This is a genomic window from Lutibaculum baratangense AMV1, from assembly GCF_000496075.1.
In the GTDB taxonomy this organism is placed as follows: Bacteria; Pseudomonadota; Alphaproteobacteria; order Rhizobiales; family Tepidamorphaceae; genus Lutibaculum; species Lutibaculum baratangense.
In genome coordinates this window covers 62,489-76,217 of the sequence record NZ_AWXZ01000013.1, presented here as the reverse complement: position 1 = coordinate 76,217, position 13,729 = coordinate 62,489, and the positions used below count along the sequence as shown (strand labels likewise).

Genomic DNA, 13,729 nt, shown 5'->3' with positions numbered 1-13,729 from the left:
ACCTAGCCGGATCAGAGACTTAACCGCTCCGGCACCCCCGGAAACACGGCCTGCCCCGGCAGAGCTGACCGAGGCCGGGGAAAAACCTGCCGGGCTGGCGCGATGCCGGCTGCCGGGCTAGTGACGGGGGGAGCGAAGCCGAGGAAGGAAAAGGACGCATGAGGTTCGAGAGCACGCAGGCTTACGTCGCCACCGAGGATCTGAGGGTGGCGGTGAACGCGGCGATCGCGCTCGAGCGCCCGCTCCTCGTCAAGGGCGAGCCCGGCACGGGCAAGACGGTGCTCGCTCACGAGATCGCCAGGGCGGTGGAGGCGCCGCTCATCGAGTGGCACGTGAAGTCGACCACGAAGGCCCATCAGGGGCTCTACGAGTACGACGCGGTCAGCCGGCTGCGCGACAGCCAGCTCGGCGACGAGCGCGTGCACGATATCCGGAACTACATCCGCAAGGGCAGGCTGTGGGAGGCCTTTGTCGCGCCGCAGCGGCCGGTTCTCCTGATCGACGAGATCGACAAGGCCGACATCGAGTTCCCGAACGACCTCCTGCAGGAACTCGACCGGATGGAGTTCCATGTCTACGAGACCGGCGAGACGGTGCGCGCCGAGAAGCGGCCGATCGTCGTCATCACCTCGAACAACGAGAAGGAACTGCCGGACGCCTTCCTGCGGCGCTGCTTCTTCCACTACATCAGGTTTCCCGACGCCGGGACGATGGCCGAGATCGTGGAGGTGCACTTCCCCGGGCTGAAGCAGCGCCTTCTGCGGGAGGCCCTGTCGATCTTCTACGAGATCCGTGAGGTGCCTGGCCTGAAGAAGAAGCCGTCGACGTCGGAGCTGCTCGACTGGATCAAGCTCCTGCTCGTAGATGACATGGACGAAGCGGCGCTGCGCCAGCGCGACCCGAAGAAGCTGATCCCGCCGCTGCACGGCGCGCTCCTGAAGAACGAGCAGGACGTGCATCTCTTCGAGCGCCTCGCCTTCATGGCGCGCCGCGAAGGCCGCTGACAAAAAGGTCGAAACCCGCTCGCCCGGGCGCGAGTTGTCCTCCCATGCCGCGCCGCATGTCGGCGCATCGGAGCCCCACCAAGCAGGGAGGCACTCATGGCCAACGCCAGCCACAAGACGATGGGTCACGGACAGGGAGGCCCGAAGGGCCACCAGCATGTCGGCTCGGAGAACCCCGACGAGGCCTTCGACCAGGACGACCTGCAGGACGAGATCAAAGGCCGCAACAGCCTGCAGGGCAACGACCAGCTCAACGTGCACGACCAGCGCCAGGCACAACCGCACATGACGACGAAGACCGAAGGCGTGGTCGAAAGCTTCGAGAAGCAGGACCCCAAGAAGCGCACCGGCAAGTAACGCCAGCATCGCCGGTGGATCACCTTTCTCGATCACGTTTTATTCACACCCTCCTCGCCTGAAGGTGAGGAGGGTTTCTCGATCCGCCTTCCGGCACCTCCCGTAGCAGGGCCACGCTTGCGCGATGGCCGCGCAGCGCGACACGCCAAAGGGAGGTTCCCCATGACGTTCAACCTTTCCGCTCTTCTGAAGACGGCGGGTGCCGTGGCTCTGGCCGGCAGCCTGGCCGCGACTGCCGCGGTCGCCGACAACCATTCGCCGATGACGTCTGACGCGACGATCGTCGAGACGGCGTCGCAGGCCGACAACCTGTCGACCCTCGTTGCGGCCGTGCAGGCGGCCGGCCTCGTCGAGACCCTCTCGGGCGAGGGCCCCTTCACCGTCTTCGCGCCGACGAACTCCGCGTTCGAGAAGCTTCCCGCGGGCACGGTCGACACGCTCCTGCAGGAAGAGAACCGCGATCAGCTGACCGGCATCCTCACCTATCACGTCGTGGCGGGCGAGATGACCGGCGCCGACATCCTCGGCATGGTGCAGGAGGGTGGGGGCGAAGCGACCCTCGAGACCGTGCAGGGCGGCACGCTGACGGCGATGCCCGAGGGCGAGGGGCTCGCGCTGACGGACGCCGCCGGCAACAAGTCGATCGTCACGACCGCCGACATCGATACGTCGAACGGCGTCGTGCACGTGATCGACACGGTGCTGATGCCCCAGTAAGAGGCGTTCCCTGCGACGCTCCCAGGCGCGGTCCTCGCAAAGGGCCGCGCCGCTTTGTCTTTGACGGCTCCGTCCCCTTTCGTCCACTTCCGCATCCGCTATGCTCCGAACTGATTTGGGACCCCAAGCCAGCGGATCAGATGACTGAGCACGTGGAAACGACGCGCAACGGCGACGTGATGATCGTCCGGCTGGCGCGGCCGGAGAAGAAGAACGCACTGACGTCCGAGATGTATGCCGGTCTCGCCGACGCGCTCGACGCGGCGGAGACGGACCAGTCGGTGCGTGTCGTCATGCTGCTCGGATCGGGCGGCGCGTTCACGGCGGGAAACGACCTCTCCGACTTCCTGTCGAACCCGCCGAGGGGCGGCGAGGCGCCGGTCTTCCGCTTCCTGCGGGCACTGGCGCGCGCGAGCGTGCCGCTCGTGGCAGCCGTCGACGGTGACGCCGTGGGAGTGGGAACGACGATGCTCCTGCACTGCGACATGGTGGTGGCGAGCACGCGAAGCCGGTTCCGCCTGCCCTTCGTCGAGCTCGGTCTCGTCCCCGAGGCCGGCTCGACGTTGCTTCTCCCCCGGCTCGTCGGGCACGCGAAGGCAGCCGAACTCATGATGCTCGGCCACTTCTTCGACGCCGACGAGGCGTGGCGCCTCGGCCTCGTCAATCACGTCACGGAGCCTGACGACCTCGAGCCGACGCTCGCGCGTCTGGCCGCTTCCCTCGCCGCGAAGCCGCCCCAGGCGCTCAGGGCGACGAAGCGCCTGCTGCGCGGCGACCCCGCCGCCATCGAGGCGGCGATCCTGGCGGAAGCGCAGGTCTTCGCAGAGCGGCTCCTCTCGCCCGAGGCGCGGGAAGCCTTCACGGCCTTCCTCGAGAAGCGCCCGCCCGACTTCTCGAAGGGGGCCTGACGATGCTGCGCCTCTACCTCCTGCGCCACGCCAAATCGTCCTGGGACGACGCGGAAGTCCAGGACTTCGACCGGCCGCTGGCGGAGCGCGGCCTGAAGGCCGCCGAAGCGATGGCCGCCTTCATCGCCCGCGAGGGCTACCTGCCGGCGGTGATCGCCTGCTCCAGCGCCAGGCGGGCGAGACAGACCCTGCAGCCGCTGATCGGCCACCTGTCGGGCGAGGTCGACATCAGGCTCACGAGACGCATCTACGACGCGGACCCGCAGGATCTGCTCGACGCGCTTCGCGCGACCGGCGGCACGGCGACGTCGCTCATGATGATCGGCCACAACCCCACCTTCGAGGATCTAGCGGCACTGCTGGCCCCCGGCGGGGATGGCGAGGCGCTCTCACGAATGCGGCAGAAGTTTCCCACGGCCGCGCTCGCCGTCATCGAGTTCGAAGCCGCCCGCTGGGACGAGGTCGGCCCCGGTGCCGGCCGCCTCGTCGCGTTCCACACGCCGAAGTCCGCCGAGTAGCGCCGGAAAGGCCAACAAACGAGCCGCTGCGGCTTGGGAAATGCGGCCACGCCACCTACATCGGTGACGTGCAGGAGTAACGGGTTGGCGCAGACGAGCATCACCGACGAGGCGCGCCTCGTCGTCGGCAATCTCTTCGACTTCGCGAGCGGTCTGGTGGAGCCAAATCTCAGGCTCGGCGTCACCGGCCTGTCGCGCGCAGGGAAGACGGTCTTCATCACCGCGCTCGTCCACAACCTCGTCAATGGCGGGCGGCTGCCGGTCTTCGATGCGATGGCCGAGGGCCGCATCGCCGATGCCCGCCTGAGGCCCCAGCCGGACGACGCGGTGCCGCGCTTCGACTACGAGAGCCACGTGAAGGCTCTCGTCGGGGGCGACGATCGGCACTGGCCGGCCTCGACACGGCAGGTGAGCGAGCTCCGCGTCACGATCGACTACGAGAGCGCGTCCTTCTTCAACCGCAATTTCCGGCCCGGCAGACTGCATCTCGACATCGTCGACTATCCCGGCGAGTGGCTGCTCGACCTGCCGCTCCTGAACCTCTCCTATGCCGAATGGTCGAAGCAGGCGCTGGCCCTGAGCCGGGCGGAGCCGCGGGCGGGGCTCGCGGCGGAATGGCACGCCCACCTCGCGACCCTCGACCCGGAGGCCGAGGATGCCGAGCTGCAGGCGGTGGAATCGGCCCGCCTGTTCACGCAGTATCTGCGGGCGTGCCGTGACGAGCGCTTCTCGCTCTCCGCCCTTCCGCCGGGGCGCTTCCTGATGCCGGGGGACCTCGAGGGGTCCCCCGCCCTCACCTTCGCCCCGCTGGACCTTCCCGATAGTGCGCGCGCGAAGCGCGGAACGCTCCACGCCATGATGGAGAGGCGCTTCGAGGCCTACAAGTCGATCGTCGTGAAGCCGTTCTTCCGCGACCACTTCGCGAGGCTCGACCGTCAGATCGTGCTCGTCGACGCGCTGCAGGCGCTGAATGCCGGTCCCTCGGCCCTCCGGGACCTCGAGACGGCGCTGGCCGACATCCTCGCGACCTTCCGGCCGGGCCGGGCGAGCTGGCTCGGCCGCGTCCTGTCGCGCCGGGTCGACCGGATCCTCTTCGCCGCGACGAAGGCCGACCACCTGCACCACAGGAGCCACGACCGGCTCGAGGCGATCCTGCGCAGGCTGACGAGCGGCGCGATCGAGCGCGCCGAGTTCGCCGGTGCCGAGGTCGACGTGCTCGCGCTCGCCTCGGTGCGCTCGACCAGGGAGGCGCAGGTGAGGCACCAGGGGGAACTCCTCGACTGCATCGTCGGCGTGCCGGAGAAGGGCCAGCGCGTGGGCCACGAGACGTTCGACGGCGAGAGCGAGATCGCCATCTTCCCAGGTGATCTGCCCGAAGATCCCGAGGCGGTCTTCGCGCGGGCGGAGGGTGCGATGTTCGACGTGCCGGGGCCGGTCTCCTCGGCGGAAGCCGAGGCCTATCGCTTCATCCGGTTCCGGCCGCCCCGCCGCGAGCGCACCGCGGAAGGCATCAAGCTGTCGCTGCCCCATATCAGGCTCGACCGTGCCCTCGACTTCCTGATCGGAGACCATCTCGAATGAGCGAGGAGCGCCGCCGCCCCACCGCCTTCCGCCTCGGCGACCCGAAGGTGCTGGTCGAGAAGCCTGATGCGCCCGAGGACACCCGCGACGACGGGCGCACGGTCATCCGGCCCGAGCGCGAGGAGGCCGAGGAAACGGCGCTCGTATCCGCTCCGACGCTGAAGCGGAAGCCCTTCCGCTTCGGCACGCTGCTGATCAGCGGCCTCGGCGCGCTGGTGACGCTCGGCATCGGGATCTGGATAACCGACTTCGTGCTCGGGCTCTTTGCCCGCAACGACGCCCTGGCCTATCTCGCGCTCGCGGCGGCCGGGCTGGCCGGTGTGGGCTTCGTGGGCCTCGTGTCGCGCGAACTCTTCGCGCTCATGCGGCTGGCGCGGATCACGGAGATCCGGGAGGAGGCGGAGGCCGCGGCGGCACGGGACGACCGGGAGGCCGCGCGAAAGGTGCTGGGACAGCTCGTGTCGCTCTATGCCGGCCGTCCGGAGCTCGCCCGGGCGCGCCACGAGCTCTCCGAGCACGCGAAGGAGATCATCGACGGGCGCGACCTCATCCGCCTCGCCGAGCGCGACGTGATGGCGCCGCTCGACATGCAGGCGCGCACGCTCATCATCGGTTCCGCACGGCGGGTGTCGATCGTGACGGCGGCGAGCCCGAGGGCGGTGGTCGATCTCCTCTTCGTGCTCTACGAGGCGCTGAGGCTCGTCCGCGGCATCGGCGCGCTCTATGGCGGTCGCCCCACCGGGCTCGCCCTGGTGAGGCTGCTTCGGCTGACGGTCGCGCATCTCGCCGTCACGGGCGGCGTCGCGGTGACGGACGGCCTCGTGCATCAGATCATCGGCCATGGCGTCGCGGCCCGGCTGTCGGCGCGGCTCGGCGAGGGCGTGATCAACGGCCTCATGACCGCGCGGATCGGCCTCGCGGCGCTCGACGTGGCCCGGCCCCTGCCGTGGATCGCGGCGGAGCCGCCGCGCATGGGCGACATCCTGAACGTGATCGGCGGGAGCGGCAGACGAACGGGCAAGGAGCGGCCGGACGGCTGAGCGTGGTGCTCAGGCCGTGGCGCCCTCCTCCTGCAGAACGAGGGCGTGCAGCGTCTCGAAGAGCCGGTCGCCGGTCATGCGCGAGAGGTCGAAGCCGCTCTCGCCGGCGATGCCGGCCGCCGAGCCCGTGCGCTGCACCGCGCATGGCGCAGACCGGAGCCGCGTTCGGCCCGCTGGCGCGACCGGTCGCCGCGTGATAGCAGCTGCCGTCCCGGAGCAAGCCCGCCTGCCGCGTCCGCCCTTCGCCGGCCCCTTCCCGAGAGTTGCCCAAGATGCCCCACGAGCCGATGACGGCCCCTTCGATCGGCACGGATGAGGAGCGCTCCGCCGCCAACATGCATGGCATCGCTGCGATGATCGCCTCGATGTTCTGCTTCAACACGAACGACATGCTGATCAAGCTCGCGAGCGAGGACCTGCCGACGGGGCAGATCGTCTTCCTGCGCGGGCTGGTCGCGACGGGCCTGCTCGCCCTCCTCGCGTGGCGCCAAGGGGCGCTGCGGGCCGTCCCGGAGGTCGGGCGGAAGCCGTTCGCCTGGCGCGCCGTGAGCGACGCCCTCGGCACGCTCGTCTTCCTGACGGCGCTTTTCCAGATGTCGCTCGCGACGGCCACCGCGATCCTCCAGTCCCTGCCAATCTTCCTGACGATCGTCTCGGCGGTGTTCCTGAAGGAGACGGTGCGCTGGCGGCGCTGGGCAGCGGTCCTGGTGGGCTTCGGCGGCGTGCTGATGATCATCCAGCCGGGCGGCGAGGGCTTCAACGTCTATTCGCTGCTCGCCGTCGCCTCGCTCGGCCTCATCATCGTGCGCGACCTGTCGACCCGCTACATCCCGAAGACGGTGCACACGCTCACGATCTCGGTCGTGGGCTCGTTCGCCGTGATGGTGTCGGGCGGCGTCATGTCGCTCTTCGAGACGTGGCGGCCGGTGTCGCCAGGCGACGCCCTCCTCCTCGGCGGCGCGGCCCTGTTCCTGATCGGCGGTTACGTCTCGATCGTCGCGGCGATGCGCTCGGGCGAGCTGTCGACCGTCGCGCCCTTCCGCTATGCGATCATTCTGTTCGCACTTACCTACAGCTACATTTTCTGGGGCGAGATCCCGAACGCGGTGGCGATGGTCGGGATCTTCCTCGTCGTCGCGTCCGGCATCTACGTCTTCCACCGCGAGGGACGCGCGAAGCGGCGGGGCTGACGCCCCGCCCGCTCAGCTCTCCATCACGATGCGCGGAGGTGCGCGGCGGGCGCCCTCGCCCGTCTTCTGCAGCTCCGACCAGACGCGGCTCGCAATGTCCTTGAAGATCGTCGCATGCGGGCCGTCCGGGTCCGACACGACGACCGGCCGCCCCGCGTCCGACAGCTCCCTTATGTCCATGTGGAGCGGCACCTCGCCGAGGAACTCGACGCCGAGCCGGTCCGCCTCCTGATGCGCGCCGCCATAGCCGAAGATGTCGGAGCGCGTTCCGCAGGAGGGGCACAGGAAGTAGCTCATGTTCTCGATCACGCCGAGGATCGGCACGTCGACCTTGCGGAACATGTTGATGCCCTTGCGCGCGTCGATCAGCGCGAGGTCCTGCGGCGTGGAGACGATCACGGCGCCGGACAGCGGCACCTGCTGCGCCATCGTCAACTGCGCGTCGCCGGTGCCGGGCGGCATGTCGACGACGAGGACGTCGAGCTCGCCCCACATGACCTCACGCAGCATCTGAGTCAGCGCCGACATGACCATCGGCCCGCGCCAGATCATGGGCGTGTCCTCCTCGACGAGGAAGCCCATCGACATGACCGGCACGCCGTAACCCATCAGTGGCCGCAGGATGCGACCCTCCACGGGCTCCGGCCGGCCGCTGACACCGAGAAGCCGCGGCTGCGACGGGCCGTAGATGTCGGCGTCGAGGATACCGACCTTCAGACCCTGCGCCTGAAGGCCGAGTGCCAGGTTGACGGCGGTCGTCGACTTGCCGACGCCACCCTTGCCAGAGGCGACGGCGATGATGTGCCTGATGCCGGGGACGCCCGGCTTCTGGCCACCAGCCTGCTGGCCGCCGTCCTGCTGCGGGCCGCCGTGCTGGTGCCCCCGCGCCTGAGGCGGGGGTGGTGTGCCCTGTCCGGCCGCGGGGTTGCGCGAGAGAGTCGAGCCGAGACGGCCCGTGCGGCCCGCCTGCTGCGGGGCCTGCCGCGGCTGGGCCGGCGCCTGCCCCGCCGGCCGCTCGGCCGTGAGAGTGACCGTCGCCTTCGACACGCCGTCGAGGTCGCTGACGACCTTCTCGGCCGCGAGCCGCATGGGCTCGAGCTCCTCCGCCCGACTGGGGTCGACGGAGATCGAGAAGTAGACCTTGTCCTCGAGCACGACGACTTCCGAGACGAGGCCGAGCGACACGAGATCGCCGGACAGGTCCGGACCCTTCACCCGCCGCAGGGCGTCGAGCACCGCTTCCTTGGTGACTGCCATTTCAACACCGCTCTGTGGCGCCCGCAGGCGCCAATTGGAATGTTTCTCGATAGCGTCTATCCCACCGCCGGGGCGGCTGCGTCAAATCGTGGGACGAAGCGGCCGACCGGCAGGAACCCGCTCGTGGCCCGCCCGTTTGATCTCCATGACCCGGCGCACCTGCTTCCGCATCCTCTCGACCTGCCTGCTGGCGGCGTTCCTCGCCTCCCTGACGCCGGTCCTCGCCGCGCAATGGGCGCGCTACGACAACGAGCGCTTCGGCTACTCGTTGCGCTATCCCGCGGACATCTTCGCGCAGGCCGAGCCATCCCAGAACGGTGATGGGATCACGCTCTTCACCCGAGACGGGCGGGCACGGCTGATCGTCTTCGGCGGCCACAACGCGCTCGGTCACGATTCCGACACCATCGCGCGGGAGCTCTCCTCGCTGGAGGATATCAGCGAGGTGACGTATCGGCGCGTGGCGGATCGCTGGATCGTGCTGTCCGGCTACCTCAAGGACTCCCCTCGAGGGGAAGAGATGATCTTCTACGAGCGGGTGGAGTTCAGCCCGTCGCGAGACGCGATCTCCGGTTTCCGGATCGAGTATCCCACCTCGATGCGCGAGCCGATCGACAGTCTCATCGGACCGATCGGCCGATCGCTGACGGCACCGGCCCCGCGCTAGTGGTCCACCTGCTGTTGCTCGCGGCGCACGGGCCGACAGGCAATGGCGGTGATAGTGCCGGGTCCGGAACAAGCGGCTTGACACGACCGCCCATGAAGACCCCGCTGGTGACGTATGGCGGGGACCCGAGCTGATGCCCTTTGAACGTGACTCCCTCATCGATGCGGATGTCCCGCACGACTGGGACGCCGAACGCACGAAACTCGTCATCGACGCGTCGGGGATGGGCACGTTCGACTACGACTTGCGGACCGGCGCGCTGGAATGGTCCGACCGCTGCAAGGCCTTGTTCGGGGTCCCGGTCGAACAGGAGGTCTCCTACCCCCGATTCCTCGAGGCGCTGCACCCCGATGACAGGGAGACGACCGACCAGATCGTTAGGGACTCGATCGATCCCGAGGGCGACGGGGCCTATCGCGCGGAGTACCGCGTCATTCATCCCGATTCGCAAATCCGGTGGATTTCCGCCCAGGGCCGCACCTACTTCGCCGTGGAAGACGGTCGGAAGAGACCGATCCGGATGCTAGGCACCGCTTTCGACATCACGCCACGCAAGGCCACCGAAGCAGCGATCCGCGAACAGAGCGAGCGCCAGCAGGCCGCTTTGCTAGCCTCCCGAACCGGTACCTTCCGCTGGAGCATCGAGACGCACGAGGTCGACTGGGACCGGACCCTGGCGAAGCTGTTCGGACGACCGGAGCAGCCGCTGGTCACATCCCTGGAGGAGTTCCTGGCCCATGTTCACGAGGCTGATCGCGACGTCGTTCGCGAGCAGTGCAGGCGGTGCGCAACGGAGGGAGCGAACTTCGACATGGAGTTCCGCATCGTCAGCGCGGATGGCTCCGAGCGGTGGCTGCTCGGCCAGGGCCGCACACAGGCGGATGCGCGGGGTGCCGCCTCCTATATGACCGGCGCCTGCGTCGACATCACCGACCGCAAGGAGGCCGAAGCCGCGCTGCGGATGAACGAGGCGCGCTTCCGGGCGATCGCCGATTCGATGCCGCAGATGCTGTGGTCGACGCAGCCGGATGGATTCCACGACTACTTCAACCGGCGGTGGTACGAGTACACCGGCGTTCAGCCCGGCTCCACCGACGGCGTCGGCTGGAACGACATGTTCCATCCCGACGACCGGGACCGCGCATGGGAGATCTGGCGTCGCAGCCTCGAGACCGGCGAGGACTACGAGATCGAGTACCGGCTGCGGCGCCAAGACGGCGCCTATCGCTGGGTGCTGGGCCGGGCGCGGCCGGTGCGGGACGAGGCGACGGGTGAGATCGTGCGCTGGTTCGGAACGTGCACCGATATCGAGGAGACGAAGCGCGCGGAGCAGGAGCTGAAGGAAGCGTTCGAGGCGCGCGAGGCGCTGCTCTACGAGGTCAACCACCGCGTGAAGAACTCTCTCGCGGTCGTGATGAGCCTGCTCACGCTGCAGGCCGGCCGGACGAAGGACGAGGACCTGAAGCAGAGCCTGATGGAGGCCCGTGGCCGCATCGCCGTCGTCGCGCAGGTGCATCAGCGGCTCTACACCTCGAGCAGGCACGATTCCGTCGAGCTCGGTCCGTTCCTGATCGAGGTGGCGAACGACGTCGAAGGGCTGCTCGACACGGAGAGCCGTGTCCATCTCGCGCTCGACGTCGACGCCACCGGCACGGTCCTGTCGATCGACAAGGCGGTGCCGCTGGCGCTTATCGTGTCGGAGCTCCTGACGAACTCGATGAAATACGCCTTCCCGGACGGCGTGGAGGGCACGATCCGTCTCGCCGTCGAGGAGAGCGAGGACGGCCTGTGCGTCGTGGTGGAGGACGACGGAGTGGGGCTGCCGCCAGGATTCGAGCTCTCCAAGTCGACCGGCTTCGGCATGCGGATCGTCTCCGCGCTCAGCCGGCAGATTCGTGGGCGGGTGACGGTTCCTCCCACGCCACGCGGCACGCGGTTCGAGATCTTCCTGCCGTCTTCCGAGGAGGAAGACGACTGAGATCGCAAGCGATCGGTTGCTTCGGCCTACCGCGGGCGCCTCTTCTCCCCTAAATTCCCCTCTCATGAGCGAGTTCATCATCAAGCCCGATCCGGACGACGAGCGGCTTTCCCAGCTCGTCGACGGCATCGACCAGACCGGCGCCCGCGTGGAGACGCGCGTGGTGGCGGAGCGCGCCCTGACGCTGTTCCTGAACAGCCAGGAGGTCGTCACCATGATGACGATCGGCGACCGGCCAGACCTTCTGGCCGTCGGCTATCTCCTCAACCAGAACATGCTCAGGGCCGACGACACGATCACCGGCATCGACCACGACGAGGATCTCGGCGTCGTCGTCGTGCGCACCGAGCGGGCGACGGACTACGAGGAGAAGATGAAGAAGCGGGTGCGCACGTCGGGTTGCGCGCAGGGCACGGTGTTCGGCGACGTGATGGAGAGCTTCGGCGAGATCACGCTCGCGCCCGACGCGAAGCTGAAGACGTCGTGGCTCCACGAGCTGACGAAGAAGATCAACACCGCGCCGTCGCTCTACCTGACCGCCGGGGCGATCCACGGCTGCGTGCTCTGCCAGGAGGACCGGCCGCTCGTCTACATGGAGGATGTCGGCCGGCACAATGCGGTCGACAAGATCGCCGGATGGATGTTCCTGAACGGCGTCTCGCCCGACGACAAGATCTTCTACACGACCGGCCGCCTGACGTCGGAGATGGTCATCAAGACCGTCATGATGAAGATCCCGGTGCTCGTCTCGCGCTCCGGCTTCACCGCATGGGGCGTCGAGCTCGCTCGGCAGGCGGGACTGACCCTCGTCGGTCGGGCGCGCGGCAAGCGCTTCCTCGCCCTGTCGGGAACCGATCGCATCGAGTTCGACCTCGATCCGGACAGTGTCGAGGAGGAAGCCCCGAAGCACCGTCGCAAGGGCAGCCTGGCGGAGGCCGGGGAGTAGGCGTGCCGGACCTCTCCCCTCGCCGGCGACGTTGCAGAGGCAACGAAGGGAGACCACCGGAATGACCTACGAGCTCTACTACTGGCCCGGCCTGCAGGGTCGCGGCGAATTCGTGCGCCTCGCTCTCGAGGCGGCGGGTGCCGCCTATGTCGACGTCGCCCGCGACGTCGGCGGGATGGAGCGGCTGACGGCGCTGATGGACGGAGCCGACGCCGCGCGCCCCTCCTTCGCCCCGCCCTTCCTGCGCGACGGCGAGGTGATGATCGGCCAGACCGCCGCGATCCTCTTCTATCTCGGCGGCAGGCTTGGCCTCGCCCCGACCGACGAGGCCGGGCGCCTTTGGACACATCAGATCCAGCTGACGGTCGCCGATCTCGTGGCGGAGGCACACGACGCGCACCATCCCGTGGGGTCCGACCTCTACTACGAGGACCAGAAGGACGAGGCGCTGCGGCGAGCGAAGGACTTCCGCGAGACGCGCATCCCGAAATACCTCTCCTGGTTCGAGAAGCTCCTGGCGCGCAACGAGAACACCGACCATCTTGTCGGCGACGCCCTGACCTATGCGGACCTGTCGCTGTTCCAGGTCGTGGATGGCCTCCTCTACGCCTTTCCGATCGCGATGCGTCGAGCGCTCGACCGGGCGCCGCTCGTCGACGCGCTGCACCGCTCGGTGGCGGACATCCCGAGTGTCGCGGACTATCTCGCGAGCGAGCGACGGGAGCCGTTCAACGAGAGCGGCATATTCCGGCATTATCCCGAGCTTGATGGGTGAGCGTCGCCAGCCTTACATTGCGTCAACGGCATGAGACAGGCCGTTACGCTGCAGCAGGAGCTGTGCCATGCGGGTTTCCATCAGCGAGGCGGAGGCCACCCTCGCCGAGCTCATCCGGCGTGCGGAAGCGGGCGAGGAAGTCGTTCTGACGAGGGACGGGAAGCCGGCTGTCCGCCTCGTGCCCGAGAATGCGAAGCCCGACCGGGCGGCGAAGCGGGCCGTGCTCGACGCCGTCCGCGCCTCGGCCGCAGGAAAGGTCACGCCCGGGCCGGATGCGGCGCGCAGCCAGGACTTTCTCTACGACGATGATGGCCTGCCCGGATGATAGTCGTCGACACGTCCGCTCTGATGGCGATCCTTCTTCGGGAACCCCGAGCCGAGGCCTGTGATCGGGCGCTGGAGCAGACGCCCGACCTGATCATGCCGACCGGCACCATGACCGAGGCGCTCATCGTTGCGACGAGGCGCGGCGTCCGCGGCGAGATGGAGCTCATGCTCGGGAGCCTCGGATTGGACATCGTTCCAGTCACGGCCGCCACGGCGAAGGCCGCCGCGAGTGCCTACGTGAGATGGGGCAAGGGCATGCATCCCGCCCGCCTCAACTTCGGCGACTGCTTCGCCTATCAGGAGGCGATGGAAAGACGGTGTCCCCTCCTCTATGTCGGCAACGACTTCGCGCAGACCGACGTGCAAAGCGCCCTCTGACCCTTCGCTCACGCGCGCCACTCGCCTCGACGCCCTGCAGACGCTAGGTTGTCGCGAGCCACAGGACGGCCGCCCGGGCTCGATCA

General features: G+C 68.4%; 16 protein-coding genes. 14 read left to right on the top strand and 2 right to left on the bottom strand.

Annotated elements, in window-relative coordinates; genetic code table 11:
- The first annotated feature begins 158 nt into the window (after positions 1-158).
- The 7 genes from N177_RS02710 (at position 159) to N177_RS02680 (ending at position 6,125) form a co-directional block, all read left to right on the top strand.
- The gene (locus N177_RS02710; protein WP_023430693.1) at positions 159-1,004 is read left to right on the top strand and encodes an AAA family ATPase; all 846 of its coding nucleotides are present in this window, start codon (positions 159-161) and stop codon (positions 1,002-1,004) included.
- 96 nt (positions 1,005-1,100) lie between these two features.
- A complete protein-coding gene (locus N177_RS02705; RefSeq protein WP_023430692.1) occupies positions 1,101-1,361 on the top strand; it encodes a hypothetical protein in 261 nt (86 codons plus the stop codon).
- Between the two features lie 162 nt (positions 1,362-1,523).
- Positions 1,524-2,078 carry a fasciclin domain-containing protein gene (locus N177_RS02700; protein ID WP_023430691.1) on the top strand — a complete coding sequence of 185 codons (555 nt, stop codon included), beginning with the start codon at positions 1,524-1,526 and terminating at the stop codon, positions 2,076-2,078.
- Positions 2,079-2,218: 140 nt separating this feature from the next.
- Positions 2,219-2,986: a crotonase/enoyl-CoA hydratase family protein gene (locus tag N177_RS02695; RefSeq protein ID WP_040485029.1), complete on the top strand. Its 768-nt coding sequence runs from the start codon at positions 2,219-2,221 to the stop codon at positions 2,984-2,986.
- Positions 2,987-2,988: 2 nt separating this feature from the next.
- Positions 2,989-3,504 carry a SixA phosphatase family protein gene (locus tag N177_RS02690; RefSeq protein WP_023430689.1) on the top strand — a complete coding sequence of 172 codons (516 nt, stop codon included), beginning with the start codon at positions 2,989-2,991 and terminating at the stop codon, positions 3,502-3,504.
- Between the two features lie 84 nt (positions 3,505-3,588).
- Positions 3,589-5,085, top strand: a complete 1,497-nt coding sequence (locus N177_RS02685) for a YcjX family GTP-binding protein (RefSeq protein WP_023430688.1) — start codon at positions 3,589-3,591, stop codon at positions 5,083-5,085.
- The gene (locus N177_RS02680) at positions 5,082-6,125 is read left to right on the top strand and encodes a YcjF family protein (protein ID WP_023430687.1); all 1,044 of its coding nucleotides are present in this window, start codon (positions 5,082-5,084) and stop codon (positions 6,123-6,125) included. The genes N177_RS02685 and N177_RS02680 overlap by 4 nt, the downstream gene beginning before the upstream one ends.
- A 9-nt stretch (positions 6,126-6,134) precedes the next feature.
- Here N177_RS02680 and N177_RS22215 read toward each other — a convergent pair whose 3' ends face one another.
- Entirely contained in the window at positions 6,135-6,263 is a 129-nt protein-coding gene (locus N177_RS22215; RefSeq protein ID WP_023430686.1) for a hypothetical protein, read from the bottom strand.
- Between the two features lie 134 nt (positions 6,264-6,397).
- On the opposite strand from N177_RS22215, the gene N177_RS02675 reads away from it, so the two are divergent.
- Complete coding sequence (locus tag N177_RS02675; RefSeq protein ID WP_023430685.1) at positions 6,398-7,315, top strand: DMT family transporter; 918 nt, start codon at positions 6,398-6,400, stop codon at positions 7,313-7,315.
- Between the two features lie 12 nt (positions 7,316-7,327).
- Here the strand turns inward: N177_RS02675 and apbC are convergent, their stop codons facing one another.
- Entirely contained in the window at positions 7,328-8,572 is a 1,245-nt protein-coding gene (gene apbC / locus N177_RS02670; protein ID WP_040485028.1) for an iron-sulfur cluster carrier protein ApbC, read from the bottom strand.
- Between the two features lie 145 nt (positions 8,573-8,717).
- Here apbC and N177_RS02665 point away from each other — a divergent pair, with 145 nt between their 5' ends.
- From N177_RS02665 to N177_RS02640, 6 genes are all read left to right on the top strand, one after another.
- Positions 8,718-9,239 (top strand): hypothetical protein, encoded by a 522-nt coding sequence (locus tag N177_RS02665; RefSeq protein ID WP_023430683.1) that lies wholly within the window; start codon positions 8,718-8,720, stop codon positions 9,237-9,239.
- Between the two features lie 133 nt (positions 9,240-9,372).
- Positions 9,373-11,217, top strand: coding sequence for a sensor histidine kinase (locus N177_RS20410; RefSeq protein WP_023430682.1), 1,845 nt, complete (start codon positions 9,373-9,375; stop codon positions 11,215-11,217).
- 64 nt (positions 11,218-11,281) lie between these two features.
- Positions 11,282-12,163 carry a formate dehydrogenase accessory sulfurtransferase FdhD gene (gene fdhD / locus N177_RS02655; protein ID WP_023430681.1) on the top strand — a complete coding sequence of 294 codons (882 nt, stop codon included), beginning with the start codon at positions 11,282-11,284 and terminating at the stop codon, positions 12,161-12,163.
- 61 nt (positions 12,164-12,224) lie between these two features.
- A complete protein-coding gene (locus N177_RS02650; RefSeq protein ID WP_023430680.1) occupies positions 12,225-12,938 on the top strand; it encodes a glutathione S-transferase in 714 nt (237 codons plus the stop codon).
- 67 nt (positions 12,939-13,005) lie between these two features.
- Positions 13,006-13,263 carry a type II toxin-antitoxin system Phd/YefM family antitoxin gene (locus N177_RS02645; RefSeq protein ID WP_023430679.1) on the top strand — a complete coding sequence of 86 codons (258 nt, stop codon included), beginning with the start codon at positions 13,006-13,008 and terminating at the stop codon, positions 13,261-13,263.
- Positions 13,260-13,643, top strand: coding sequence for a type II toxin-antitoxin system VapC family toxin (locus N177_RS02640; RefSeq protein WP_023430678.1), 384 nt, complete (start codon positions 13,260-13,262; stop codon positions 13,641-13,643). The genes N177_RS02645 and N177_RS02640 overlap by 4 nt, the downstream gene beginning before the upstream one ends.
- Positions 13,644-13,729: the final 86 nt, after the last annotated feature.

Coding starts and splice junctions, on each gene's coding strand:
- N177_RS02710 (WP_023430693.1), top strand. CDS start 159: ATGAGGTTCGAGAGCACGCAGGCTTACGTCGCCACCGAGGATCTGAGG.
- N177_RS02705 (WP_023430692.1), top strand. CDS start 1,101: ATGGCCAACGCCAGCCACAAGACGATGGGTCACGGACAGGGAGGCCCG.
- N177_RS02700 (WP_023430691.1), top strand. CDS start 1,524: ATGACGTTCAACCTTTCCGCTCTTCTGAAGACGGCGGGTGCCGTGGCT.
- N177_RS02695 (WP_040485029.1), top strand. CDS start 2,219: ATGACTGAGCACGTGGAAACGACGCGCAACGGCGACGTGATGATCGTC.
- N177_RS02690 (WP_023430689.1), top strand. CDS start 2,989: ATGCTGCGCCTCTACCTCCTGCGCCACGCCAAATCGTCCTGGGACGAC.
- N177_RS02680 (WP_023430687.1), top strand. CDS start 5,082: ATGAGCGAGGAGCGCCGCCGCCCCACCGCCTTCCGCCTCGGCGACCCG.
- N177_RS02675 (WP_023430685.1), top strand. CDS start 6,398: ATGCCCCACGAGCCGATGACGGCCCCTTCGATCGGCACGGATGAGGAG.
- apbC (WP_040485028.1), bottom strand. CDS start 8,572: ATGGCAGTCACCAAGGAAGCGGTGCTCGACGCCCTGCGGCGGGTGAAG.
- N177_RS02665 (WP_023430683.1), top strand. CDS start 8,718: ATGACCCGGCGCACCTGCTTCCGCATCCTCTCGACCTGCCTGCTGGCG.
- N177_RS20410 (WP_023430682.1), top strand. CDS start 9,373: ATGCCCTTTGAACGTGACTCCCTCATCGATGCGGATGTCCCGCACGAC.
- fdhD (WP_023430681.1), top strand. CDS start 11,282: ATGAGCGAGTTCATCATCAAGCCCGATCCGGACGACGAGCGGCTTTCC.
- N177_RS02650 (WP_023430680.1), top strand. CDS start 12,225: ATGACCTACGAGCTCTACTACTGGCCCGGCCTGCAGGGTCGCGGCGAA.
- N177_RS02645 (WP_023430679.1), top strand. CDS start 13,006: ATGCGGGTTTCCATCAGCGAGGCGGAGGCCACCCTCGCCGAGCTCATC.
- N177_RS02640 (WP_023430678.1), top strand. CDS start 13,260: ATGATAGTCGTCGACACGTCCGCTCTGATGGCGATCCTTCTTCGGGAA.